Origin of the sequence: Nocardioides sp. TF02-7 (genome assembly GCF_022437945.1) — a bacterium.
Taxonomy (GTDB): Bacteria; Actinomycetota; Actinomycetes; order Propionibacteriales; family Nocardioidaceae; genus Nocardioides.
Genome location: NZ_CP092535.1, coordinates 4,683,625 through 4,707,110, shown reverse-complemented (window position 1 = coordinate 4,707,110; position 23,486 = coordinate 4,683,625). Strand labels below are relative to the sequence as shown.

Genomic DNA, 23,486 nt, shown 5'->3' with positions numbered 1-23,486 from the left:
CGCGGTGTACCTTCGCCGCATGGCGTACTGGTTCTGCCTCGAGCACAACGCGGTGGAGGGCACTCACGGCTGCCCGAACAAGGACCGGCTCGGACCCTACGAGACCGAGGCCGAGGCGTCCCGCGCCCTCGAGACGGCGCGCGAGCGCACCGAGAAGTGGGACGAGGACCCGGCCTGGAACGACGACGTCGAGGACTGACGGTGCCGGTTCTCCGGCGCCGCCGCCGGGTCCGGCCGGTCGCCGACACCGACGGACGCGCGGCCTCGCCGGTGCCGTGGATCGGCATGGTGCTGGTGGTGTCGGCGTTCTTCCTCTACGCCGCCAGCGGCGTCGTCGCACCGTGGTGGGGGACCGTCCTGATGGTCCTGGTGTGGCTGGCGCTCTTCGCGCTCGGCTGCTCGTGGTGGAGCAGGCACCCCCCGCCGTCTCCTCGTCGCGGGTGTCGCGGCGTACCCGCTTTGGTTCGTCCTGCTGCTCGGCGGCGCGCTGCTGCTCGGCTGGGAGACGTGAGGAACCGGGGGTCTGCGAGGGCGGGCGTTCCGCGAGGTGCGCTCTCGTCACCTCGCGTCGCCCGGCCCTCGCAGACCGGGCAGGGGCGTCCGGCTCCAACGGACGCCCCCTGAGGGCGACGAGCCGGGGGAGGCGCGCCGTCCATCGGGGTTGACGCACAGACAACCCCTGGCCTTGACGACTGTCAAGCGTTTCCGACCGATTCCTGACAGTCGTCCAGAAAATGCGGCGACCGGTGCCGGACGGGCGCCGCCGGGTTAGGCTCGGCCGGTCATGACCACCGCCACCGGGAGCCGGACCTCACCCGACAAGCACGACGCGCGCCGCCGGGCGCTCGCCGAGTCGGCGCTGCGGACGCTCGGTGAGCTCGGCTACACGCGGACCAGCCTTCGCGAGATCGCGCAGAACTCCGAGTTCAGCCACGGGGTCGTGCACTACTACTTCCGCGACAAGCACGAGCTGATCGTCTACTGCGTGCGCTACTACAAGGAGACCTGCGTACGACGCTACGACGGCGTCGTCACCACGGCGACCACGCCGCTGGAGCTGCTCGACGGGTTCGCCGACAAGCTGGTCGAGACGCTCGTCGAGGAGGCGCCCATGCACCGCCTCTGGTACGACCTGCGCTCGCAGAGCATGTTCGAGGAGAGCCTCCGCGAGGCCGTGCTGCACATCGACGGCACGCTCGAGGACATGGTGTGGCGGGTGGTGTCGCGGTACGCCGAGCTGTGCGGCACCGTGCCCGCCCTGACCCCGCGGGTGACCTACGGCCTCGTGGACGGGCTGTTCCAGCAGGCGCTCCTGGGCTTCCTCTCCGGCCGCGGCGGGGTCCTCGACGAGCTGCGCGCGACGGTGCGTGGACTGATGCCGACGCTGGTGCGGGCCGAGGCCTGAGCCGGTCGGGCATGATGGGAGGCATGCCCATCCAGATCGCCCAGGACCCGGCAGCCGACGAGGTCCTCTCCGACGACCCGTTCGCGCTGCTGACCGGGATGCTCCTGGACCAGCAGTTCCCGATGGAGCGGGCGTTCGCCGGTCCGGCGAAGATCCTGGACCGGTTCGGGACGCTGGACCCCGCAGCGATCGCGGACGCCGACCCGGAGTCGTTCGCCGACCTCTGCGCGACGCCGCCGGCCATCCACCGCTACGGCCGTTCGATGGCCGGGCGGGTGCAGGCGCTCGCGGCGCAGGTCGTCGAGCACTACGACGGCGACGCCAGCCGGATCTGGACCGGGGCGGCGAGCGGGGCCGACCTGCTCGCACGGCTGCAGGCGCTGCCCGGCTTCGGCAAGCAGAAGGCCCAGATCTTCACCGCCCTGGTCGCGAAGCAGCTCGGCGTCCGCCCCGAGGGCTGGGAGGCCGCTGCCGGCGACTACGCGCTCGACGGCTACCGGTCGGTCGCCGACGTGGTCGACCCGGCGTCGCTGCAGAAGGTCCGGGAGTTCAAGCAGGCCAAGAAGGCAGCCGCCAAGGCCGGGTGAGGTCCGGGGTGATGCCGGACGGCGACCGCTCCCGTGGCAGAATGGAGCAGCGGTCTTGACGCCTCCGGGCTTCGCCGCGCCCACCACAGGTTTCCACGGTTCTGACGCCAGTATCGAGAGGTGTTCGTGTCCTCGAACGCACGCAAGGTCCCCGCTGCGGTGCTCGCCCACCCTTCCATCGTCGCCCTCATCGAGCGGGCCGCCCCAGCGGGCAGCGTGACTCCTGAGGACGTCCGGCAGGCATGTGCCGACGCCGACGTCGCCGCCCCTCACCTGAAGGCGTTCCTCGCCCACCTGGCGGGGCTCGGGATCTCCGTCGCGGTGCCGGCCCACGGGCGCGCGGTGGCCGCCGCGGGCACGCGGAAGACGACGGCGACGAGCACCGCCAAGAAGACCGCCCCCGCCAAGAAGGCGGCGGCGAAGGGCGACAAGCCGGTCAAGGCGGCCGCGGCCAAGAAGGCCGAGCCGGCAGCGGCCGGTGAGGGCGAGGTCGTCGAGGTCGTCGACGTCGCCGCCGACCTCGCCGAGGGCACGGTGGTCGGTCCCGACGGCAAGAAGGTGCTGCCCGACATCTCCGACGAGCAGTTCGAGAAGGACGTCAAGTCCGACCCGACGATCGAGGAGGACGAGAAGGAGGCCTCCTTCGTCGTCTCCGCCGCCGACGACACCGACGAGCCCGAGCAGCAGGTCATGGTCGCGGGTGCGACCGCCGACCCGGTCAAGGACTACTTGAAGCAGATCGGCAAGGTGCCGCTGCTCAACGCGGAGATGGAGGTCGAGCTCGCCAAGCGGATCGAGGCCGGCCTCTTCGCCGAGGAGAAGCTCGGCAAGGGCACCAAGATCTCCGCGAAGCTCCTGGAGGAGCTGGAGTGGATCGCCGAGGACGGCCGCCGCGCCAAGAACCACCTGCTCGAGGCCAACCTGCGCCTGGTGGTCTCCCTGGCCAAGCGCTACACCGGCCGCGGCATGCTCTTCCTCGACCTGATCCAGGAGGGCAACCTCGGCCTGATCCGCGCGGTCGAGAAGTTCGACTACACCAAGGGCTACAAGTTCTCGACCTACGCGACCTGGTGGATCCGGCAGGCGATCACCCGAGCGATGGCCGACCAGGCGCGGACCATCCGGATCCCGGTCCACATGGTCGAGGTCATCAACAAGCTCGCGCGGGTCCAGCGGCAGATGCTGCAGGACCTCGGTCGCGAGCCCACGCCCGAGGAGCTCGCCAAGGAGCTCGACATGACCCCCGAGAAGGTCGTCGAGGTCCAGAAGTACGGCCGGGAGCCGATCTCACTGCACACGCCGCTGGGCGAGGACGGCGACTCCGAGTTCGGTGACCTGATCGAGGACTCCGAGGCGATCGTCCCCGCCGACGCCGTGAGCTTCACGCTGCTCCAGGAGCAGCTCCACGCGGTGCTCGACACCCTGTCGGAGCGCGAGGCCGGTGTGGTCAGCATGCGGTTCGGCCTCACCGACGGGCAGCCCAAGACGCTCGACGAGATCGGCAAGGTCTACGGCGTCACCCGCGAGCGGATCCGCCAGATCGAGTCCAAGACCATGTCGAAGCTGCGGCACCCGAGCCGCTCCCAGGTCCTGAGGGACTACCTGGACTGATCATCGACCTCCTTCCCGACAGCCCCCGCGGCCGGTTGACTGCAACCGACGCGGGGGCTTTCGCGTCCTCGGGGGAGGAACCCGAACCAGAGGAGAGAACGATGACCCGTCTGATCCGGGCAGCCGCCGTCCTCGCGGCCGCTGCCCTCCTCCCGCTGACCGCCGGCGCCGCCCCGGCGAACGCCGGTGCCGTGGTGGTCGGCGACCCCGCCGACGCCAGCGCGTCGCCGGCCGACATCCGGAAGGTCCGCGTCAACCACGCGGCGCGCACGGTCTACGTCCGTGTGCGGGTCGCCGACCTGTCCACCGCGTTGCAGCACGGACCGGGGATCACGGTCTACCTCGACGTCGAGCGCGACCGGCCCGGGCCGGAGTACCAGGTCGGGCTGCCGGTCTCCGAGGGCGGCGACTGGCAGGTCACCCGCAGCCGGGGATGGAAGTCCGTCGGTGAGCCGATCGCCTGCCGCTCCGAGCTGCGGTTCCTCCCCGCGCAGGACGCGCTCCGCGCCGAGATCGACCGGCGCTGCCTCCAGCGCCCGCGCGCGCTGCGGGTCAGCCTGAAGATGGCCGACTGGACCGACTCCTCGCACGTCGTGCGTGACTGGGCGCCCGCGCGACGCGCGTTCTCGCCCTGGGTCCTCCACGACTAGCCGGCGGCGATCAGAGCGACCGCGGCGCCGCTCAGCAGCAGGCCTGCCGTCTGGGCGCCGAAGACCCGCTCCCGGAGCGCCAGCGCCGCGAGCAGGACGGTGACCGCCGGGTAGAGGGACGTGAGCACGGCGGCGACGGTCAGGGTGCCGACCTGGGTGGCCAGCTGGAACGCCAGCACCGCAGCGGCCGCCAGGAGGCCGGAGACGAAGCCCCACCACTCGGTGCGGGCGGTGACCCGCACCGACCCGCCGAGCAGGACGGCCAGGACCGCGATCGTCACCGCGCCCGCGCCCTGGCACGCGACGAGCGGCCACGAGCCCGCGTCCTCGCGCACCTGGCCCATGGCGGCGAAGAGCAGGCCGAACCCGGCGCCGGCCAGCACGCCGTCGGCCAGGCCGGACCGCCGCGACCCGGCGCCGGGCGCCTCCGGTATCCGCGCCACCAACCAGATCCCGGGGAGCGCCAGTGCGATGCCGAGCCAGGCGAGCGCACCGGGACGGTCGCCCAGCCCGACCCCCACCACCAGCGGCAGCAGGGCCGCGCCGACCGCGGAGACCGGTGCGACGACGCCGATCCGGCCCACCGAGAACCCGCGGTAGAGGAACGCCGAGCCGGCGCCCGTCCCGAGGCCCGCGAGCCCGCCCCACGCGAGGTCGACGGCCGAGGGGCTGCCGGACGCGGCGACCGCCAGCGCCACGGCGCCGACGGTGCCGCCGACGCCGGCGAGGAAGGCGACCGGCCAGGGCGTCGTACGACGTGAGGCGACGCCGCCGATGAAATCGCACACGCCGTAGGCGAGCGCGGCGAGCAGCGCGAGGACGACCCCCATCAGGCGGTCTCCTCGTGACCGGGGGATATGCGAGAGCCCCGGGCGGTGCCCGGGGCTCTCGGTGTGTCGCGTCAGTGGCTCAGCGCTCGTCGTCCGGCGCGTTCGCCGGGGTGGTGCCGAGCTTGTGGGTCTCGTCGTGGACGGCCACGGCGACCTGCTTGAGCTTCTCGCCGTGCTCGCGAGCGTGGTGGGCGCAGAACAGCAGCTCACCACCGGAGGCCAGCTCGACACGGAGGTAGGCCTGAGCACCGCAACGGTCGCAACGGTCCTCTGCGGTCAACGGGGCGCTGGGGGGCAACAGCAGTTGTCATGTGTGCCTCTTTCCTCGGTCGGTGCCTGGATAACGTACCGAGCGGGCGCAAGATTCCCGCGGCCGTGTGGTCGTCAGCACGTTCATCCAATCACGGTGGTGGTGGCCTCCGAGCCGGTTTCCCGTACGTCGAAACGTGGTCGTTACCGAACCGTGGCCACCGCGCTGTGCTGTTGTCTGGACTGGTCTCTGGGCTGATCTCTGGGCTGGGTCGTGCCGGGTCGTGCTCTGCGCCACATCGTGGTCCTCCACCGAGCCGTGTGCCTGCATCGAACCCCGGCGTGTCGCCGGTAGATTGATACCCCTCCGCCCGCACTCGATAACCGGTCCACCCCGCAGGAGCCGACCATCACCGACAACACCTACAACGCCGCCCACCTCCTGGTGCTCGAGGGCCTCGAGGCCGTGCGCAAGCGGCCCGGCATGTACATCGGGTCGACCGACACCCGCGGCCTCATGCACTGCCTCTGGGAGATCATCGACAACGGCGTCGACGAGGCGCTGGGCGGCTTCGCCCGGCGGGTGGAGGTCACCCTGCACCCCGACGACTCGGTCGAGGTCCACGACGACGGCCGCGGCATCCCGACCGACAAGGAGCCCAAGACCGGGCTCCCCGGCGTCGAGGTGGTCGCGACCAAGCTGCACGCGGGCGGCAAGTTCGGCGGCGGGTCCTACAACGCCTCCGGCGGCCTCCACGGCGTCGGCCTGTCGGTGGTCAACGCGCTGTCCTCGCGGATGGACATCGACGTCGACCGCTCGCCGTCCCAGCAGGGCATCTCGTTCCAGCGCGGCGTCCCGGGCGTGTTCGAGGGCGACGGGCCGCAGGCCTCGTTCGCCCCCCGATCCGGGCTGTCCCGCAAGGGCAAGCGGGTCGCGAAGGGCCGCACCGGCACCCGGATCCGGTTCTGGCCGGACCGGCAGATCTTCACCAAGGACGCCCGGTTCGAGCTCGAAGGCCTGCTCGGCCGCGCCCGGCAGACGGCGTACATCGTGCCGGGCCTCGAGCTGGTGGTGCGCGACCTGCGCGGGCCGGAGCTCTTCGAGGAGAAGATCCGCCACGACGGCGGGATCTCGGAGTTCGCCGAGGCGCTGAGCCACGGCGAGCCGGTCACCGACGTGCTGCGGATCACCGGCACCGACACGTTCACCGAGACCGTGCCGATGCTCGACGAGCAGGGCCACATGACCCCGCAGGAGGTGGAGCGCGAGCTCGCGGTCGACATCGCCGTGCGCTGGGACACCGGCTACGACACCGAGCTGCGGTCGTTCGTCAACGTGATCGCCACCCCCAAGGGCGGCACCCACGTCGCCGGGTTCGAGGCCGCCCTCACGAAGACGTTCAACGACGCGATGCGGGCGGCCAAGGCGCTCAAGGTCAACGACGACGACGTGATCAAGGACGACATCCTCGAGGGCCTGACCGCCGTGGTCACCGTGCGGCTCGCCGAGCCGCAGTTCGAGGGCCAGACCAAGGAGATCCTCGGTACGCCGGCCGTGCGGTCGTCGGTCCGCAAGGTGGTGGCGGCGCAGCTCAAGGCGTTCCTGACCTCGACCAAGCGCGCCGAGAAGGCGCAGGCCAAGCTGCTGATGGAGAAGGTGGTCGGCGCGTCGAAGACGCGGATCGCCGCCCGGCAGCACCGCGAGACCCAGCGCCGCAAGAACGCCCTGGAGTCCTCGACGCTGCCGGCCAAGCTCAACGACTGCCGCAGCAACGACGTCGACCGCACCGAGCTGTTCATCGTCGAGGGCGACTCGGCGATGGGCACGGCGAAGGCCGCCCGCAACTCCGAGTACCAGGCGCTGCTGCCGATCCGCGGCAAGATCCTCAACGTCCAGAAGGCGTCGGTCGGCGACATGCTCAAGAACGCCGAGTGCGCCTCGATCATCCAGGTCGTCGGCGCCGGGTCCGGCCGCACCTTCGACATCGAGGCGGCCCGCTACGGGCGGATCATCTTCATGGCCGACGCCGACTCCGACGGCGCCCACATCCGGTGCCTGCTGGCGACGCTGTTCTTCAAGTACATGCCCGACCTGGTCCGGGCGGGCCGGGTGTTCACCGCCGTCCCGCCGCTGCACCGGATCGAGATCTCCAACCCCCGCAAGGGGCAGGACAAGTACATCTACACCTACTCCGACGACGAGCTGCAGCGGAAGCTCGCCGAGCTCAAGCGCAGGAACGTGCGCTGGAAGGACCCCCGTCCAGCGCTACAAGGGCCTCGGCGAGATGGACGCCGACCAGCTGGCCGAGACCACGATGGACCCCCGCCACCGGACCCTCCGCCGGCTCACCGTCGACGACGCCGAGGTCGCTGCCGGCGTCTTCGAGCTGCTCATGGGCTCCGAGGTCGCCCCGCGCAAGGAGTTCATCGTGCAGGGCGCCTACGAGGTCGACGTCGAGGCGCTCGACGCCTGAGGGCGGTAGTCGTCCCCGGCGGGCGGAGCGTCGACGCCTGGGCCGCGTGGGCCCCGTCAGCCCACCTCACCCCGCGAGCCGCGCGAGGACCGCGGCCTGGTCGTCGCGCTCGCCCTCGCGCGGCCGGCGCACGGTGCGGGCGAGCTCGTGCAGGCCGGCGTCAGCCAGCCAGCCGGTCACCTCGTCGGGGGCGAACAGGTGGCGCTCGAGCTCGACGTCGTGGCCGAGCCGGCGGTAGATCTCCGAGACGTCCCGGGTCCCGGCGCCGGCCTGGAAGCCGATCAGCAGGTGGCCGCCCGGGCGCAGCACCCGGACCGCCTCGGCGACGAGCAGCGGCACGGTGGCGGGCGGGGTGTGGATGGTGGAGTACCACAGGAGCACCCCGGCGAACCGGGCGTCCGGGTAGGGGGAGCGCGGCGAGCGAGGCGACGGTGAACCGGAGGTCGGGGTGCGCCCTCCGTGCCGCCGCCACCATGCCGGAGGAGAGGTCGATCCCCTCGGCCGCGCAGCCGAGGTCGGCGAGGTGGCGGGTCATCCGGCCGGGGCCGCAACCGGCGTCGAGCACGGGACCACCGCTGGCGGCGACGACGGCAGCCGCGAAGGAGTCGACCATCGCGAGGTCGAGCGGGGTCTCGGCGCGAGTGTCGGGGAAGTGCGCGGCGTAGTCCTCGGCCACCGTGTCGTAGGCGTGTCGCACGGACCCGGAGGCGGGCAGGGGGGCTCGGCACCGGGTCATGGTCGCACGACTGCGACCTACCCTGGAGGGATGAGGGCGGTGGTGGTTTTCGTCCTGGGCGGCGCGGTGGTGATCGCGCTGGTCGGTGGTGGCGCCTACCTGCTCACCTTGGAGCCCGAGGAGGACGAGCCGCGGGTGGCGACGACCGGTTGGGACCGCTACGACGCCCGTGGGCGGGTCCTGCGGGTCCACTACCTCGGGTCGTCGTGCCAGGAGAAGGCCGTCGCGGAGGTCGAGGAGCGGCCGCGGCGGGTCGTCGTGACCGTCCGGGCCACGGTCGCGCCCGGCCGCTGCGCGCGGGCGGCGGTCCCTCGGACGGTCAGCGTCCGGCTGGAGGCGCCGCTGGGCGACCGGTCGGTCCACGACGGCGCCTGCCTGCAGGACGGGTCGGCGCGGGGCTGCGAGCGGCCCCGGCGCCGGACCGCGGCATAGGCTCGGGTCATGGGCGTCACCACCACCCGCCGGTCGATCGTCCGCCGCGGCGAGCGGCGCGGCGACGACCTGGCCGTCGAGGCGCCGCTGGTGCTCGCGCTCGACGGCGAGGTGCTCGCGACGCTGATGCGGACGCCGGGCCACGACCTCGAGCTGGCGGCGGGCTGGCTGGTCGTCGAGTCGGGGGTCGAGCGGGCCGACGACGTGGTGCAGCTGCGCGGCTGCCGGGAGGAGGAGACCGACCGGGTGCACGCGACCCTGCGCGACGGCGTACGGCGGCCGCGTCCGCGGGCGTTCGTGACCAGCGCCGCCTGTGGGGTCTGCTCGGCCGACGTCCTCGACCTGGCACCGCTGCGCCGGGCGGAGCCGTCGCGGCCCGGGTTCACGGTCGCGGCGGAGGTCCTGGCCTCGCTGCCCGACGCGATGCGGGCACACCAGCGCGCGTTCGCCCGCACCGGCGGGGTGCACGCCGCGGCCCTGGCCACCGCCGACGGCGCGCTGCTGGTCACCCGCGAGGACGTGGGACGGCACAACGCCGTCGACAAGGTCGTGGGCTGGGCGCTGCTGGACGGGCGCCTCCCGCTGACCGACCACGTGCTGGTCGTGAGCGGCCGGGTGTCGTTCGAGATCGTGCAGAAGGCGGTCGCCTGCGGCGTCGCCGGCATCGTGGCGGTTTCGGCGCCGTCCAGCCTGGCGGTCGACCTCGCGCGGGAGCACGGGCTGCTGCTCGCCGGCATGGTGCGCGACGGGCAGCTGAACCTCTACGCGGGCCTGGAGCTGGTGGCCTGACCCCCGTCGACGACCTGCAGCTGCGGCGGGTGGGCGCGCTCGTAGAGGCCGCGGGCGGCGCGCTGGATCCGCAGGAGCATCGCCGCCGAGGGCGTGACCTTGCCGGTGGCGTAGGTGGACAGGCGCGAGGGCGAGGTGCCGACGTAGCCGGCGAGGTGCGCTGGCTGCAGCCGCTGATCGCGATCAGCCGCCGGATCTCCCGGGCGATCGTCATCCGCTCCTGCTGCTCCTGCCGCACCCGGTAGATGCGGCGGCACTCGACGAGCGCGTGCCCGACGAGCGGCAGGTGGGCGTCGAGGGCCAGCCGGGCGAGCCGCTCCCCGTAGGGGCTCCACGGGTTGGCGGCGACCGGGGAGAGCGCCGCGCGCCACAGCCGCACGTTGCCCTTGCCGACGATCCGGACCATGTCGGCCGCCGACTGGAGCACGAGGGGGCGGGCCGGCCTCCTCGATCCCGCTCAGCAGGATCCAGAAGACGTGCTGGTAGCAGGCGACGGCGACCAGCTCGGCGTCGTCGGTGCCGCGGCCGGCCTGGAGCAGCAGCCGCCGGTTGTCGGCCTCGTCCCCGATCCGCCGGATGGCGGCGGTCAGGGTGGGCTGGTCGGGGCCGAGGCCCAGCAGCGCGTCGAGCATGTTCTGCGCCGCGGCGACCTCCTCGTGCCCGTGGGTGCGGATCAGGCACCCGAGGTTGACCAGGTCCTCGGCGTCGCCGAGGGTGACCAGGTCGGTCAGGTTGGTGACGACCGCCTGCTGCATCCGGGTCAGCGTCCGCCACCGCTCGCTGAGCGTGAAGGCCGTGAAGCGACGCCACAGGTCGCCGTGCAGTCCGGAGGCGGCGCGGTCGGCCCGGGAGAGGGTCGACGGCCGCACGCGGTCGAGGTCGGGCTGATGGGTGTGAGCGACCATGGGGGCCTCGCAGTGCCGCGGCGGGGCTGGAGCGAACCGGCACGGCCCCCACCGCGCCGCCGGCCCGGTCACCGCGGCGAACACCGGGCCGATGTTCCTGGAGCACAGCCATTGCAGAACGTCGGGCCGTCCCCGCGTGCCGGATTGGAGAACCCGAGTCTCAGATCCGGCAACCTCGCCGGTTTCTTTACTTTCAGACCTTCTGGGTGAGGAGCCCGGTGTCCACGTCGTAGAGGAAGCCGCCGACGGCGACCGTGTCCGGGACGAGCGGGTGGGACCGCACCTTCTGCACGTCCTCGGCCAGCGCCCGCGCCTGGTCGTCGACGACGTGGAAGGCCTGCCACGAGGCGTCCTGCCCGGCCGACTCGGCGACCCGGCGACGGAGCTCGGCCTCGGTGCTGGAGGCGACGGCGCACCGGGTGTGCGGCACGATCATGACCCGGTCGACCTTCAGCAGGTGCACGCCCAGGACGAGCGCCTCGAGCGCCTGGGGGGTGACCCGGCCGCCGGGGTTGCGGAAGATCTTCGCGTCGCCCGGCGCCAGGCCGACCATCCCCAGCGGGTCGATGCGCGAGTCCATGCAGGTGACGATCGCCACCCCGGCGTGGGCGACGCCGTCGAAGCCGCCGAGGCTGAAGTCGGCGGCGAACCGCTGGTTGGCGTCGATGAGGTCGTCGAACTGGCCCATGGCTGCAGAGCCTAGGGCACCGAGCGGAGCGCCTCCGCGGTGTCCACCTCCCGGGTCGGCGCCCGGTGGAACAGCACCAGCGCGAGCACCGCGGCGAGCAGTGCCGCCGCTGCCGCGCCGGTGAAGACCGACTGCTCCTGCAGGATCGCCAGCTCGGTGAGTCCCAGCTCCGGGTCGGCGGCCCGCTCCTGGTGCAGCCGGTGGAGCCCCCAGGTGGTGAGCACCGAGATGCCGACCAGCATGCCGACCATCCGGGCGACGACGACGAGGGCGCTGGCGAGGCCGTGCGTGTCCTGCGTGGTCACTGCCAGCATCGCGGCGTTCACCGGCGCCAGCGCCAGGCCGAAGCCGAGACCGGCTGCGGCGAGCGGCACGTTCGAGGTGAACGCGTCGAGGCTGTCGGCGTCCCACTGCGCCATCCACAAGAACCCGGCCGCCGCGAGCACCATGCCGACGGCCGTGATGACGCCGGCGGGGACCCGCCGCAGCAGCCAGCCGCCGACGACGGCGCCGACCGGGACGGCGACGAGGAACCGGAGCAGCACGAGCGCGGCACCGAGCTGGGAGTCGCGGTGGGTGGTGGTGCGGGCGAAGAGCGGGATGTCGACCAGGGCGGCGATCAGGGCCCACCCCACCAGGAAGCTGACCACGAGCGCGCCCCCATGCCGGCCTGGCGGCGAGCGCCCGGCGGGGGACGATCGGTGCCTCGGCCCGGGCGACGTGGACGACGAACGCCGCAGCGGCCAGCGCGGCGCCGAGCAGGAACCAGCCGCCCCGGGGGTTGAAGACCGCGACCTCGGGGTCGGCGCTCGCGAACGCGAGCACGACACCGCCGAGGGCGGCGGCGAGCAGCAGCGCGCCGACCAGGTCGGCGTCGACCGCGCTGCGGAGCCAGCCGCGGAGGTCGACGAGCGGCCGGCGGGCGAATGCGCAGCGGAGCACCAGGACGACGAACGCCCCGACGGTGATCGCGCCGAGCGGCGTCAGCCAGCGGCCGCCGTCGTCGACGTAGGGGACGTAGAGCTGCCCCCAGGTGAGGTCGCGCCGCAGCTCGACCGGCTCGACGAACAGCAGCCCCCCGGCCACCAGGCAGACCACGAGGGCGAGCGCTCCGAGCAGGTCGGGCCACCCCTCCCGGCCGCCCTCCGGGCGCGCCTCCGGCCGCGCCTCGCCGGCCGGCCGGGCGCGGAGCGCCCGCACGGCTGCCGCCAGCAGCAGCCCCACGGCCAGGTTGATCAGGAAGATGCCCCGCCAGGTGGTGAAGGAGAGCACCAGGGCGCCGAAGAGCGGGCCCAGCACGCTGCCGATCTCCTGCACGCCGGACACCAGTCCGAGCGGCAGACCACGGCGCTCGACCGGGTAGATCGCCGCCACCAGCGCCATCGTCGCCGGCACCAGGCCGCCGCCGCCGACCCCCTGGAGGAACCGGCCGGCCACCATGGTGACCAGGTCGTAGGAGATGGCGGTCAGCAGCGAGCCGGCGGCGAACACGACCAGCGACATCACCAGCACCGGCACCTGGCCGCGGAGGTCGGCGATCCGCCCGATCAGCGGCAGCATGGCGACGTAGCCGAGCAGGAAGCCGGAGACGATCGGCGCGGCCCGCTGCAGCTCGTCGACCGGGACGTCGGCGGACGCCATCATGTCGGGCAGCGCCAGCACCACGACGTAGGTGTCGACGGCGGCGAACGCGACGGCGGCCGCGCACAGCCCGAGCAGCAGCCGGGTGCGTGCGTCGGGCCCGGCGGGCACGGTCTCGGTCATGCGGCAGGCATCCGGGTGGTCACTCCGGTGCGGAGATGTCCTTCTCGACGTCGTAGGCCAGCACGTCGATGGTGTAGGTGATCGCGTCGGTGTCGGGGAAGAACGCCCCGGTGATCTCCGCCTGGACCAACCGGCCGTCGGCGTCGATGCGGTACGTCGCGTCGAACGCGTCGCCCTCGGCGCACGGGAGGATGTTGCGCACGGTGTCGCCGGGCACGGTGCCGGAGTAGGGGGTGAGCACGTCCTCGTTGTCCGCGCCGCCGCGCTCGGCCTCGCCGGCCTCGACGTCCCCGGTGGCGGTCAGCACGGGGGAGACGCCGGACTCGGGGTCGAGGAGGCCCGCAGGGTCCGGTGCGCAGAACCGCTCGGGGTCGTAGGTGTCCCAGCCGAGGATCGGTACGTCGACGTGGAGGTCGCCGTCGACGGCGACGACCGGCACCTCGCTGGCGGGGACGCCCATCACGCTGCCGGTCACGGTGCCCTCGAACGCCGGCGGGTCGGCCACCAGCGTGCCGGTGGCCTCGGCGAGGTAGTCGCCGCCACCGGCCGGCTCGTCGGCGGTGGCCAGCTCGATCTCGACGCCGCTGGTGGCGTCGAGCTGCTCCTTCGCGGCCGCCAGCACCTCCTCCGGGCTGACCTCGCCGTCGCCGTCGTCGTCGAGCTCGGAGTTCTCCGACACCGGGTCGTCACCGCCGCTGCACGCCGCGACGGAGGTGACCGAGAGCCCGCCCACGAGGGCAGCGGCGGCGAGCCGGCGGACCGGCAGGCGGAGGAGCATCATGCGCTCACCCTGACATACGACGCCAGCGGTCCCGCGCACGCGGCGAGCGGCTGGGTGCCGGGCACCCCGGAGCCGTCGCGGCGGCCGGTCGCGGCGGGGAGGTCGACCGGTGCCCCGCTGGCGGCCGCGCCCCGCGCCGGGGCCGGACCCGCCCAGGCGAAGACGAGGGCGTCCTCGCCCTTGAGGAAGCGGTGGCAGCGGACGCCGCCCGTGGCGCGGCCCTTCGCGGGGTACTCGGTGAGGTCGGTGACCTTGACCGCTCCCGGCTCGGTGCCCGGGAGGGCGGTCGAGGAGCCGGACGCGGTCACGACGACGGCCTCGGGCGCCGCCTCGAGGTCGAGCGCGCCGAACCACACCACCCGTTGCCCGGCGGCCAGGCGGACACCGGCCATGCCGCCGCCGGAGCGGCCCTGCGGGCGGACGTTGGTCGCGGAGAAGTGCAGCAGCTGCGCGTCGGAGGTGATGAAGCACAGCTCCTCGGCCCCGGTGCGCAGCTCGACGGCGCCGACGACCTCGTCGCCGTCGTTGAGCCGGACCACCTCCCACTCGTCGCGGCCGAGCACCTCGGGGTTGACCCGCTTGACGACGCCCGCTCGGGTGCCCAGCGCCAGGCCCGGGCCGTCGGTGGTCAGCGTGCACAGTGCCAGCGCCCGCTCCCCGGCGCCGAGCTGGAGCACCTCGGTGAGCGGCAGGCCGCCCTGGAGGTTCGGCTCGTTGGCCGACGGCGGGATCGCGGGCAGGTCGAGCACCCCGAGGCGGAGCACGCGCCCGGCCGAGGTGAGCACGCCGATCTCGCCGCGTGCGGTCGTGCGCACCGCGGAGACGATCACGTCGTGGTTGGCCCGGCCGCCGCCGGTGCCGACCTCCTCGGCGTTGCTGGTGCGCGCGAGCAGCCCGGTGGAGGACATCAGGGCGAAGCACGGGTCGTCGGGCACCTCGAGTGGCGCGGAGGCGGCGGTGACCGTGGTGCCGGCCGACTCCAGCAGCACCGTGCGCCGCGGGGTGCCGTAGGTCTTGGCGACGTCGGCGAGCTCGTCGCCGACCACCTTCTTCAGCAGGTCGTCGTCGGCGAGGATCGCCTCCAGCTCCTCGATCTCTCGGCGCAGCGTCTCCTGCTCCTTCTCGAGCTCGATCCGGGAGAACCGGGTGAGCCGACGCAGCTGCATCTCGAGGATGTACTCCGCCTGCAGCTGGGACAGGTCGAAGACCGACATCAGCCGCTCCTTCGCCGTGGCGGCGTCGTCGCTGGTGCGGATCACCTGGATCACCTCGTCGATGTCGAGCAGGGCGACCAGCAGCCCCTCGACGAGGTGGAGCCGGTCCTGCTTCTTGCCGAGCCGGAACCGGGACCGGCGCCGGACGACGTCGTAGCGGTGGTCGAGGAAGACCTCGAGCATCTCCTTGAGCCCGAGCGTCCGGGGCTGCCCCCTCGACCAGCGCGACGTTGTTGATGCCGAAGGTGTCCTCCATCGGCGTCAGCTTGTAGAGCTGCTCCAGCAGCGCCTCGGGCACGAAGCCGTTCTTCACCTCGATCACGAGGCGGAGCCCGTGCTCGCGGTCGGTGAGGTCCTTGATGTCGGCGATGCCCTGCAGCTTCTTGCCCTGCACCAGGGTCTTGATCCGCTCGACGACCTTCTCGGTGCCGATGCCGTAGGGGAGCTCGGTGACGACGATGCCCTTGCGACGCCCGAACGTCTCGATCCGGGTGGTCGCCCGCATCCGGAAGGTGCCCTTGCCGGTCTCGTAGGCCTCGCGGACGCCATCGAGGCCCACGATCTTGCCGCCGGTCGGCAGGTCGGGGCCGGGGATGAACCGCATCAGGCCCTCGACGTCGGTGCGGGGGTGCTTGATGAGGTGGCGCAGCGCCTGGACCACCTCGACCAGGTTGTGCGGCGCGCAGTTGGTGGCCATCCCGACCGCGATGCCGGTGGTGCCGTTGACCACCAGGTTGGGGATCGCCGCGGGCAGCACCGACGGCTCGAGCTCGCGGCTGTCGTAGTTGGGCCGGAAGTCGACGGTGTCCTCGTCGATCGACTCGGTCATGACGACGGCGGGGGGCGCCATCCGCGCCTCGGTGTAGCGCATCGCCGCCGGCGGGTCGTCGCCGCCGAGCGAGCCGAAGTTGCCGTGGCCGTCGGCCATGGGGAGCCGCATCACCCACGGCTGCGCCATCCGCACGAGGGCGTCGTAGATCGCACCGTCGCCGTGCGGGTGCAGGCGGCCCATCACCTCACCGACGATGCGGGCGCATTTCACGTGGCCGCGGTCGGGCCGCAGGCCCATGTCGTTCATCGTGTAGAGGATCCGCCGCTGCACCGGCTTCAGGCCGTCGCGGGCGTCGGGCAGCGCCCGCGAGTAGATGACGGAGTAGGCGTACTCGAGGAACGACGTCTGCATCTCGTCGCGGATGTCGGTGTCGAGGATGTGCTCCTCGAAGTCCTCGGGGGGCTCCTGCTTCGTCGATCGGCGTGCCATGCGGTCATTGTCCCCGCCGGTCCGCCGGGGCCGACGCAGGGCACGCGGTGATCCGGGTCTCGACTAGATTTCGGCCTGTGACCCCGCCGGACCAGCCGACGCCCACGAGCGAGATCGAGGCGCCCCCGCCCCACTGGGAGGGCGACGTGCTGCTCCGCGACGGCCGGACGGCGCACATCCGGCCGATCCGGCCCGAGGACGACCAGCTCCTCGTCGAGTTCTACAGCCGGGTCTCGGACGAGTCGAAGTACTACCGGTTCTTCTCGCCGATGCCCACGCTGTCGGAGCGCGACGTGCGCCGGTTCACCCGGGTCGACCACCGCGACCGGGTGGCGCTGGTGCTGATCCTGCAGGGGCGGATGATCGCCGTCGGCCGCTACGACGTGGTGGAGCCGAAGGAGGCCGAGGTCGCGTTCCTCGTCGAGGACCAGCACCAGGGCCGCGGCATCGCCCAGCTCCTGCTCGAGCACCTGGCCCAGGCGGGCCGCGAGCGCGGGGTCGAGCGGTTCACCGCGGAGGTGCTGCCCGACAACCACCGGATGATCCAGACCTTCCGCGACGCCGGCTACCGGGTGGCGAGCGGGTACGCCGACGGCGTGATCACCCTCGAGTTCCCCATCGATCCCACCGACACCGCGATCGGCGTGATGCGCGACCGCGAGCACGTGGCCGAGGCGGCGTCGATCCACCGCTTCTTCCACCCGCGGTCGGTCGCGATCATCGGCGCCAGCCGCCGGCAGGATACGATCGGTCGCCTCCTCGTGCACAACCTGGTCACCGGCGACCCAGCGGGCGGGTCTACGTCGTCAACCCGTCGGCGAGCGCGGTCAGCGGCATGCCGGCGTACAAGACCGTCAACGAGATCCCCGACGACGTCGACGTGGCGATCGTGGCCGTGCCTGCCGAGGCCGTGACCGACGTCGTGCTCGACTGCGCCGCGAAGGGCGTGCACGGCCTGATCGTCATCTCCTCCGGGTTCGCCGAGACCGGCGAGGACGGCCGCAAGCGCCAGCGGCACCTGGTGGGGCTCTCGCGCTCCTACGGGCTGCGCCTGATCGGCCCCAACTGCCTCGGCGTGATCAACACCGACCCCCGGGTGCGCATCAACGCGTCCCTGTCGTCGGTGATGCCGGCCCGCGGCCGGGCCGGGTTCTTCTGCCAGTCGGGCGCCCTCGGCTCGGCGATCCTCGAGAAGGTCAAAACCGGGGCCTGGGCATCTCGACCTTCGTCAGCGCCGGCAACCGCGCCGACGTCTCGGGCAACGACCTGCTCCAGTACTGGGAGGAGGACGACTCCACCGAGGTCGTGATGATGTACCTCGAGTCGATCGGCAACCCGCGCAAGTTCTCCCGGATCGCCCGCCGGGTCTCCAAGCGCAAGCCGATCGTCGCCGTGCGCTCCGGCCGCACCACGCAGGGCGTGCCGATGGGCCACACCGTCCGGCGGATCGACGCCCCGCAGGCGGCGGTCGACGCGATGTTCCGCCAGGCCGGGGTGATCCAGGTCGACACCCTCGAGGACATGTTCGACGTCGCCCAGCTGCTCGCGCACCAGCCCCTGCCCCGCGGGCGCCGGGTCGCGATCGTCGGCAACTCCGACGCGCTCGGGCTGCTCGCGGCCGACGCCGCCTCCGCGGTCGGTCTCGTCGTCAACCGCTCGGTCGCGCTCGGCGCCGAGGCGACCGCCGACGACTTCGAGGACGCGCTCGACGAGGCCATCGACGACCCCGAGGTCGACTCGGTGATCGCCGTCTACATCCCGCCGCTCAACGTCTCCGGCGACGAGGTCGCCAACGTGCTCGCGGCGGTGGGGGAGCAGTCCGACAAGCCGCTGGTCTCCTCCTTCCTCGGCGCCGAGGGCATCCCCGAGCTGCTGCGCGTCCCCCGACGTCGCCGGCTCCACCGCGGGGCGCGGCTCCGTGCCGTCGTACCCGGCGGTCGAGGCGGCGATCCGGGCGCTCGCTCGGGTCGTGGAGTACGCCGTGTGGTTGCGGACCCCCGACGGCGAGCCGACCGAGCCCGGCGACGTCGACCTCCGCCGGGCGCGGCAGCTGGTCACCCGCGTGCTCGCCGACCGGCGCGACGAGGTGGAGCTCGACGACCAGCAGCTGACCCAGCTGCTCGGGGCGTACGGGATCGACCTGTGGCCGCGGGTCCCCGTCGCGACCGTGGAGGAGGCCCAGGCGGCGGCCGCCGAGCTGGGCTGGGACGTCGTCCTGAAGTCGACCCGGCCCGCCGTGCGCGAGCGCCCCGACCGCCAGCACGTGTGGCGCAACATCGAGAGCCCGACCGAGATGAAGGAGGCGTGGGCGACCCTCGCCCACTACGTCCCCCGACCGGCGGTGGCGCGTTCGTGGTGCAGAAGAACGCGCCACCCGGCGTGCCCGTCGCGATCCGGTCGGTCGAGGACCCGCTGTTCGGGCCCGTGGTGTCGTTCGGCATCTCCGGCCCGGTCATCGAGCTGCTGGGCGACTGGTCGTTCCGGATCCCGCCGTTGAGCGACCACGACGTCGCCGCGATGGTGCGGGAGGTGAAGAGCTCGCCGCTGCTGTTCGGCTACCGCGGCGCCGAGCCGGTCGACGTCGGGGCGGTGGAGCAGCTGATCACGAAGGTGGCCCAGCTGCAGAACGACCTGCCACAGGTCAGCGCCCTCGAGCTGTCCCTGGTGCTCGCCGGCACCGAGGGCGCGGCCGTGCTCGCGGCCGAGGCCCGGCTGGCCCGGGTGCGGGACCCGCGTCCCGACTCGTTCCTGCGCCGGCTGCCCGACGTCACCGCCACGCTGCCCGAATGACAGGATGCCGCCATGGCAGATGTGCGTGACCGCGACCGGGCGCCCGACCTCAGGGCGGCGCTCGACCGCACCGGCTACTACCCCGAGGTCGTCGCGCAGGCGGTGGCCGACGCGGTGGGCGGGGAGCAGGTGGTGTCGTTCTACGTGCACCACGAGCCCACGTTCGAGCGCGACGAGGTGCGACGCCACCAGAGCGTCATCGTGCTCACCCCGACCCGGCTGATCCTCGCCCACACCGACGAGCACGCCGGCGACGACCTGCTGCCGGAGCCCTACACGTCGACCTCGACCGAGGCGGTCAGCCTCAGCGCGGTGTCGTCGGTGGTGGTGACCCGGATGACCACCAACCCGACGGCCGGTCCCCAGCCGCCGGTCGAGGCCGTGCTGACGATCGGCTGGGGAGCGGTCAGCAGGGTCGACCTCGAACCCGCGGGCTGCAACGACCCGCAGTGCGAGGCCGACCACGGCTACACCGGGACGCTGTCCTCCGACGACTTCTCGCTGCGCGTCTCCGCCGCCGCCGACGGGTCCGACGCCGTCGGCGGCCTGCTGTCCTTCGCCGCCTCGCTCTCCGCGCGCACCCGGGGCTGAGCGTGGCCGACGGGTTCCGCGAGCCGGCGTACGGCGAGCGCTCGCTGGGCGACGTCGTGCCTGCCGCCGCCGCGGCGCTCGGTCACCCGCTGGGCGACCCCCCGACCGGCCTCGACCTGCCCGACGCGGCGTCGTACGTCGTCTTCCTCATCGACGGGCTCGGCGCCAACCTGCTCCAGCGGCACGCCGACGCCGCGCCGTACCTCTCCTCGCTGCTGGCGCGCTCGGCGCCGGGCACGGCGGGCGTGCCGTCGACGACGTCGACCAGCCTCACGTCGCTCGGCACCGGGATGACCCCGGGTGGGCATGGGCTGGTCGGCTTCACCACCCGGGTGCCGGGCACCGACCAGCTGCTCAACCACCTGCTGTGGGACGCCGAGGTCGACCCCAAGGAGTGGCAGCCGCACCCGACCGCGTTCGCCCGGCTGCAGGCCTCCGGCGTGCAGGTCAGCGTGGTCAACAAGCGCGAGTTCAACGGCACCGGCCTGACGACCGCCGCCCACCGGGGAGCCGACTACGTCGGCGTCGACCGGGTCGGCGAGCGGATCGCCGCCGTCGTCGGCGCCTCCGGCGGCCGGCCCGGCCAGACCTCCCTGACCTACGTCTACGACGGCGACCTGGACTGGACCGGCCACCGCTGGGGCGTGGCGTCGAGCCAGTGGCTCCAGCAGCTGTCGATGATCGACCACGAGGCCGAGCAGCTGCGCGGACGCCCTCCCTAGCGACCGCCGGCTGCTCGTCGTCGCCGACCACGGCATGGTCGACGTGCCGGTCGAGGACCGGATCGACGTCGCGGAGCGCACCGAGCTGAGGGACGGGGGTCGCCCTCATCGGCGGCGAGGCCCGGTTCCGCCACCTCTACTGCGTCGGCGGCGCCGTGCCCGACGTGCTCGACCGCTGGCGCGAGACGCTCGGGGAGCGCGCCGAGGTGCTCACCCGCGCGGAGGCCATCGGCCGCGGCTGGTTCGGCGCCGTCGACCCCGGCGTCCTCCCGCGCATCGGCGACGTCGTCGTCGCCTGCCGCGGACGCACCGCCGTCCTCTCCACCGAGGACTTCCCCTACGAGGGGATGCTGATCGGCATGCACGGCTCGCTCACGCCCGACGAGATGCTGATCCCGATGCTGCTCGACTGAGGGGCGGGTCGGGGAGTTTCGGGGGGCCGGACGGGTGAGGTTTCCCCGGTCGACCGGGGAAACCTCAACTTGTCGGGCGAAATGTTGCCCGACAAGTGGAGGTTTTGCCCGTCACGTCCGCCCCGACGTGACCGACCTGCCGCGGGATGGCCGGGCGACGCACCCGACCGGCCGGCCGCGGAGGGACGCACCGGCACCGAACCTTTTTCGCCGCTGAGGACGTCCGGGTCGTCGAACGGGCAGGATGACCCGTCCCGGAGACTCGGAGGCACCATGGCAGCTCGCGGCACCCGCGACCGCGCCGCGTTCGCGGAGCTGGTCGCGGCACGCTCGGCGTCGCTGCACCGCGCGGCGTACCTGATGGTCGGCGACGTCGGGCTCGCGCAGGACCTGGTGCAGGAGGCGCTGACCAAGACGTACGTCGCCTGGCCGCGGCTCCGCGACACCGCCGCGGCCGACGCCTACACCCGCAGGGTCATCACCACCACCGCGATCACCTGGTTCCGGCGCCGGAGCTGGTACGGCGAGCGGGCGACGGGTGACCTGCCCGAGCCGGCCCGGCCCGGTCACGACGAGCAGGTCGCCGACCGGACCGCGCTGATGGCGGCGCTGCGGCAGCTGCCGCCGCGTCAGCGCGCCGCCATCGTGCTCCGCTTCTACGAGGACCTGACCGAGGCGCAGACCGCGGCCGCCATGGACTGCGCGGTCGGGACCGTGAAGAGCCAGGTCGCCGCGGGCCTGGCAAAGCTGCGGACCCTGCTCGGCGACGCGGTGGACCTCGACGACCTGATGCCCACCGGAGGCGCCTCATGACCGAGCAGCTGAAGACCCTGATGGACCGTGCGGCAGATGTCGATTTCGCGGCCCTGGACATCGACGCCGTGACCGCCGCGGGCGACCGGGTCGTGCGGCGACGCCGGATCGCCCGCGGTCTGGCGGGTCTCACCGCCGCGGCGGCCACCGTCACGGGTGTGGTGCTGGTCGCCGGCGACCGCGGTGCGGACCGGTCGGACGTCGCGGACTCCCTGTTCCGGTCCGACGTCCCGACGTGGACCACCGGCAGCACGCTGCACACGCCGGACGCCACCTACGACCTGGGGGTCGGGGTGGTGAGCTACGTCCGCACCAGCGCGGGGATCGTCTTCGTCGGCCACGACGGGGGCGTCTACTCCTTCACCGGCGGCCGGCCGGAGCGGATCGGCGCCACCGAGGACCCTGCGCTGCGTGCTGACCCCGGCGCTCCCTACGCCGCCTGGGTCGACGGCACCGGTCGTGACCGGGCGACGGTCGTCTTCGACCAAGGCACGGGGCGCCGAGCCTGGGCCGAGCGCGCCGGATCGCACCAGGCCTCCCGGGTGGTCGCGATCGACGACGGCACGGCGTACCTCTCGCGGGAGCCGGGGGCGACCCGGACGGTGGACCTGGCCTCCGGCGCCGAGGGCACGTTGGCGGAGCCCGGGAGCTTCCGTCACCTGCGGGCCGTCGGGGGCGACTGGGCCGCCTGGGCGATCGAGAAGGACGGGGGGCGGACGCCGCGGTCGAGGTCACCGCGCTCGGCAGCGGCCGGGTCCGGTTCGCCCGCCCGGGCGGTGACGGCGCGGCGTTCTCGCCGGATGGCGAGTGGGTCAGCATCGCGGGAGAGCGGGTCGAGGTCGTCGACACCGGCACCGGCGAGCAGCTCGAGGTCGACCTGGGCGGCTACGACCAGGGCTACGGCTTCGACTGGCTCGACGGCGGCACGCTGCTGGTCGTCGCGGCCCCCGAGGACGTCGACGGGATCGCTCTTCTCTCCTGCGAGATCCCGGCCGGCACCTGCACCGAGCAGACGACGCTGCCCGCCACCACCGAGGAGGCGCTCTTCGCGATCGGCGTGGGGGAGGCCCTCCCGTAGCCGAGCGGGGCCGCCGACCGTGGCACGATGCTCCGCGTGGCGGAGCTGACCTTCTGGACGGGCACCATGGACGCGGGGGAAGTCGACGCTGGCGCTCCAGACCAACCACAACCACGCCGCGCGCGGGCGGGTGGGTCGGCTGTTCACCTCCCACGACCGGGCGGGGGGCGGCGCTCGTCTCGTCGAGGCTCGGACTGACCGCCGACGCCCAGGAGGTGACGCCCGGCTTCGACTTCTGGCGCTACACCGTGGACGCGCTCACCCAGGGGGCGCGGATCGACTACTTCGTGTGCGACGAGGCGCAGTTCTACACCAGCACCCAGATCGAGCAGCTGGCGAAGGTCGTCGACGAGCTGCAGATCGACGTCTTCTGCTTCGGGATCCTCACCGACTTCCGCACCCGGCTGTTCGAGGGGTCGGCGCGACTGGTCGAGCTGGCCGACCGCACCGAGGTGCTGCAGGTGGAGGCGCTGTGCTGGTGCGGCAAGCGCGCCACCCACAACGCCCGCACCGAGAACGGGGTGATGGTCACCGAGGGGGAGGTCATCGTCGTCGGCGACGTCGACGCACCCGCGGCGCCCACCGAGGCCGCGGCCGAGGCGTCGTACGAGGTGCTCTGCCGCCAGCACCACCGTCGCGGTCTCACCGCCGCCCGCGCGCGGGCGGTGTCGCTGGCGCCCGACCCGCTCCCGTTCGGCTGAGC

Annotated in this window: 24 protein-coding genes and 5 pseudogenes; 20 read left to right on the top strand and 9 right to left on the bottom strand. The window is 73.1% G+C overall.

Features of this window, described 5'->3' with window-relative positions; all coding sequences use genetic code 11:
• Positions 1-19 precede the first annotated feature (19 nt).
• The 6 genes from MF408_RS24435 (at position 20) to MF408_RS24410 (ending at position 4,253) form a co-directional block, all read left to right on the top strand.
• Positions 20-199 (top strand): hypothetical protein, encoded by a 180-nt coding sequence (locus MF408_RS24435; RefSeq protein WP_240249736.1) that lies wholly within the window; start codon positions 20-22, stop codon positions 197-199.
• A gap of 2 nt (positions 200-201) precedes the next feature.
• Positions 202-624, top strand: a complete 423-nt coding sequence (locus MF408_RS24430; protein ID WP_240249735.1) for a hypothetical protein — start codon at positions 202-204, stop codon at positions 622-624.
• A gap of 160 nt (positions 625-784) precedes the next feature.
• Positions 785-1,405, top strand: a complete 621-nt coding sequence (locus MF408_RS24425) for a TetR/AcrR family transcriptional regulator (RefSeq protein ID WP_240249734.1) — start codon at positions 785-787, stop codon at positions 1,403-1,405.
• 23 nt (positions 1,406-1,428) lie between these two features.
• Positions 1,429-1,992, top strand: a complete 564-nt coding sequence (locus tag MF408_RS24420; RefSeq protein ID WP_240249733.1) for an HhH-GPD-type base excision DNA repair protein — start codon at positions 1,429-1,431, stop codon at positions 1,990-1,992.
• 120 nt (positions 1,993-2,112) lie between these two features.
• The gene (locus MF408_RS24415; RefSeq protein ID WP_240249732.1) at positions 2,113-3,603 is read left to right on the top strand and encodes an RNA polymerase sigma factor; all 1,491 of its coding nucleotides are present in this window, start codon (positions 2,113-2,115) and stop codon (positions 3,601-3,603) included.
• 101 nt (positions 3,604-3,704) lie between these two features.
• A complete protein-coding gene (locus MF408_RS24410; protein ID WP_240249731.1) occupies positions 3,705-4,253 on the top strand; it encodes a hypothetical protein in 549 nt (182 codons plus the stop codon).
• On the opposite strand, the gene MF408_RS24405 is transcribed toward MF408_RS24410, so the two are convergent.
• Together MF408_RS24405 and MF408_RS24400 are read right to left on the bottom strand one after the other, a co-directional pair.
• Positions 4,250-5,083, bottom strand: coding sequence for an EamA family transporter (locus tag MF408_RS24405; protein WP_240249730.1), 834 nt, complete (start codon positions 5,081-5,083; stop codon positions 4,250-4,252). The two genes, MF408_RS24410 and MF408_RS24405, sit on opposite strands and share 4 nt — an antisense overlap.
• Positions 5,084-5,162: 79 nt before the next feature.
• Entirely contained in the window at positions 5,163-5,363 is a 201-nt protein-coding gene (locus tag MF408_RS24400) for a hypothetical protein (protein ID WP_345893813.1), read from the bottom strand.
• Between the two features lie 453 nt (positions 5,364-5,816).
• Here MF408_RS24400 and MF408_RS24395 point away from each other — a divergent pair.
• Positions 5,817-7,806, top strand: a pseudogene (locus MF408_RS24395) (DNA topoisomerase IV subunit B).
• Between the two features lie 66 nt (positions 7,807-7,872).
• On the opposite strand, the gene MF408_RS24390 reads toward MF408_RS24395, so the two are convergent.
• Complete coding sequence (locus MF408_RS24390) at positions 7,873-8,187, bottom strand: hypothetical protein (protein ID WP_240249729.1); 315 nt, start codon at positions 8,185-8,187, stop codon at positions 7,873-7,875.
• Between the two features lie 385 nt (positions 8,188-8,572).
• Between MF408_RS24390 and MF408_RS24385 the strand changes: the two genes are divergently transcribed.
• Together MF408_RS24385 and fdhD are read left to right on the top strand one after the other, a co-directional pair.
• Complete coding sequence (locus MF408_RS24385) at positions 8,573-8,974, top strand: hypothetical protein (protein ID WP_240249728.1); 402 nt, start codon at positions 8,573-8,575, stop codon at positions 8,972-8,974.
• A 9-nt stretch (positions 8,975-8,983) separates the two neighbouring features.
• On the top strand, positions 8,984-9,763 hold the full coding sequence (gene fdhD / locus MF408_RS24380; protein WP_240249727.1) for a formate dehydrogenase accessory sulfurtransferase FdhD: 780 nt from the start codon (positions 8,984-8,986) through the stop codon (positions 9,761-9,763).
• Here the strand turns inward: fdhD and MF408_RS24375 are convergent.
• The 6 genes and pseudogenes from MF408_RS24375 to MF408_RS24350 form a co-directional block, all read right to left on the bottom strand.
• Positions 9,736-10,632: a hypothetical protein gene (locus MF408_RS24375; RefSeq protein WP_240249726.1), complete on the bottom strand. Its 897-nt coding sequence runs from the start codon at positions 10,630-10,632 to the stop codon at positions 9,736-9,738. The two genes, fdhD and MF408_RS24375, sit on opposite strands and share 28 nt — an antisense overlap.
• Positions 10,633-10,861: 229 nt before the next feature.
• The gene (locus MF408_RS24370) at positions 10,862-11,356 is read right to left on the bottom strand and encodes a carbonic anhydrase (RefSeq protein ID WP_240252168.1); all 495 of its coding nucleotides are present in this window, start codon (positions 11,354-11,356) and stop codon (positions 10,862-10,864) included.
• An 11-nt stretch (positions 11,357-11,367) separates the two neighbouring features.
• Positions 11,368-11,991 carry a hypothetical protein gene (locus tag MF408_RS24365; RefSeq protein ID WP_240252167.1) on the bottom strand — a complete coding sequence of 208 codons (624 nt, stop codon included), beginning with the start codon at positions 11,989-11,991 and terminating at the stop codon, positions 11,368-11,370.
• Positions 11,992-12,469: 478 nt separating this feature from the next.
• Positions 12,470-12,997: pseudogene (locus MF408_RS24360) on the bottom strand (MFS transporter); the annotation flags it as partial.
• A 142-nt stretch (positions 12,998-13,139) separates the two neighbouring features.
• Positions 13,140-13,901: an LppX_LprAFG lipoprotein gene (locus MF408_RS24355; RefSeq protein ID WP_240249725.1), complete on the bottom strand. Its 762-nt coding sequence runs from the start codon at positions 13,899-13,901 to the stop codon at positions 13,140-13,142.
• Positions 13,898-16,376 (bottom strand): annotated as a pseudogene (locus tag MF408_RS24350) (DNA topoisomerase IV subunit A). The gene MF408_RS24355 and the pseudogene MF408_RS24350 overlap by 4 nt, the downstream one beginning before the upstream one ends.
• A gap of 77 nt (positions 16,377-16,453) precedes the next feature.
• Here MF408_RS24350 and MF408_RS24345 point away from each other — a divergent pair.
• The 11 genes and pseudogenes from MF408_RS24345 to MF408_RS24300 all read left to right on the top strand — a co-directional run bounded on the left by MF408_RS24345 (position 16,454) and on the right by MF408_RS24300 (position 23,484).
• Positions 16,454-17,290, top strand: a complete 837-nt coding sequence (locus MF408_RS24345; protein WP_240249724.1) for a GNAT family N-acetyltransferase — start codon at positions 16,454-16,456, stop codon at positions 17,288-17,290.
• Positions 17,212-17,685 (top strand): CoA-binding protein, encoded by a 474-nt coding sequence (locus tag MF408_RS24340; protein WP_240249723.1) that lies wholly within the window; start codon positions 17,212-17,214, stop codon positions 17,683-17,685. The genes MF408_RS24345 and MF408_RS24340 overlap by 79 nt, the downstream gene beginning before the upstream one ends.
• A pseudogene (locus tag MF408_RS24335) lies at positions 17,586-17,861 on the top strand (GNAT family N-acetyltransferase); the annotation flags it as partial. The gene MF408_RS24340 and the pseudogene MF408_RS24335, both read left to right, overlap by 100 nt.
• 433 nt (positions 17,862-18,294) lie before the next feature.
• Positions 18,295-18,873 (top strand): acetate--CoA ligase family protein, encoded by a 579-nt coding sequence (locus MF408_RS26355; RefSeq protein WP_345893812.1) that lies wholly within the window; start codon positions 18,295-18,297, stop codon positions 18,871-18,873.
• Positions 18,756-19,166: an acetate--CoA ligase family protein gene (locus MF408_RS26350; protein ID WP_275693295.1), complete on the top strand. Its 411-nt coding sequence runs from the start codon at positions 18,756-18,758 to the stop codon at positions 19,164-19,166. Before MF408_RS26355 ends, MF408_RS26350 begins: the two co-directional genes overlap by 118 nt.
• 12 nt (positions 19,167-19,178) lie before the next feature.
• Entirely contained in the window at positions 19,179-19,757 is a 579-nt protein-coding gene (locus MF408_RS24325; RefSeq protein WP_240249722.1) for a DUF5998 family protein, read from the top strand.
• Between the two features lie 2 nt (positions 19,758-19,759).
• Positions 19,760-20,479, top strand: a complete 720-nt coding sequence (locus tag MF408_RS24320) for an alkaline phosphatase family protein (protein WP_240249721.1) — start codon at positions 19,760-19,762, stop codon at positions 20,477-20,479.
• 155 nt (positions 20,480-20,634) lie between these two features.
• On the top strand, positions 20,635-20,892 hold the full coding sequence (locus MF408_RS24315; RefSeq protein WP_240249720.1) for a hypothetical protein: 258 nt from the start codon (positions 20,635-20,637) through the stop codon (positions 20,890-20,892).
• Between the two features lie 273 nt (positions 20,893-21,165).
• Positions 21,166-21,705: a SigE family RNA polymerase sigma factor gene (locus tag MF408_RS24310; RefSeq protein WP_240249719.1), complete on the top strand. Its 540-nt coding sequence runs from the start codon at positions 21,166-21,168 to the stop codon at positions 21,703-21,705.
• On the top strand, positions 21,702-22,832 hold the full coding sequence (locus tag MF408_RS24305) for a hypothetical protein (RefSeq protein ID WP_240249718.1): 1,131 nt from the start codon (positions 21,702-21,704) through the stop codon (positions 22,830-22,832). The genes MF408_RS24310 and MF408_RS24305 overlap by 4 nt, the downstream gene beginning before the upstream one ends.
• Positions 22,811-23,484 (top strand): annotated as a pseudogene (locus MF408_RS24300) (thymidine kinase). The gene MF408_RS24305 and the pseudogene MF408_RS24300 overlap by 22 nt, the downstream one beginning before the upstream one ends.
• Positions 23,485-23,486: the final 2 nt, after the last annotated feature.

Coding starts and splice junctions, on each gene's coding strand:
- MF408_RS24325 (WP_240249722.1), top strand. CDS start 19,179: ATGGCAGATGTGCGTGACCGCGACCGGGCGCCCGACCTCAGGGCGGCG.
- MF408_RS24410 (WP_240249731.1), top strand. CDS start 3,705: ATGACCCGTCTGATCCGGGCAGCCGCCGTCCTCGCGGCCGCTGCCCTC.
- fdhD (WP_240249727.1), top strand. CDS start 8,984: ATGGGCGTCACCACCACCCGCCGGTCGATCGTCCGCCGCGGCGAGCGG.
- MF408_RS24435 (WP_240249736.1), top strand. CDS start 20: ATGGCGTACTGGTTCTGCCTCGAGCACAACGCGGTGGAGGGCACTCAC.
- MF408_RS24405 (WP_240249730.1), bottom strand. CDS start 5,083: ATGGGGGTCGTCCTCGCGCTGCTCGCCGCGCTCGCCTACGGCGTGTGC.
- MF408_RS24385 (WP_240249728.1), top strand. CDS start 8,573: ATGAGGGCGGTGGTGGTTTTCGTCCTGGGCGGCGCGGTGGTGATCGCG.
- MF408_RS24370 (WP_240252168.1), bottom strand. CDS start 11,356: ATGGGCCAGTTCGACGACCTCATCGACGCCAACCAGCGGTTCGCCGCC.
- MF408_RS24305 (WP_240249718.1), top strand. CDS start 21,702: ATGACCGAGCAGCTGAAGACCCTGATGGACCGTGCGGCAGATGTCGAT.
- MF408_RS24425 (WP_240249734.1), top strand. CDS start 785: ATGACCACCGCCACCGGGAGCCGGACCTCACCCGACAAGCACGACGCG.
- MF408_RS24310 (WP_240249719.1), top strand. CDS start 21,166: ATGGCAGCTCGCGGCACCCGCGACCGCGCCGCGTTCGCGGAGCTGGTC.
- MF408_RS24340 (WP_240249723.1), top strand. CDS start 17,212: ATGCCGGCGTACAAGACCGTCAACGAGATCCCCGACGACGTCGACGTG.
- MF408_RS24420 (WP_240249733.1), top strand. CDS start 1,429: ATGCCCATCCAGATCGCCCAGGACCCGGCAGCCGACGAGGTCCTCTCC.
- MF408_RS24355 (WP_240249725.1), bottom strand. CDS start 13,901: ATGATGCTCCTCCGCCTGCCGGTCCGCCGGCTCGCCGCCGCTGCCCTC.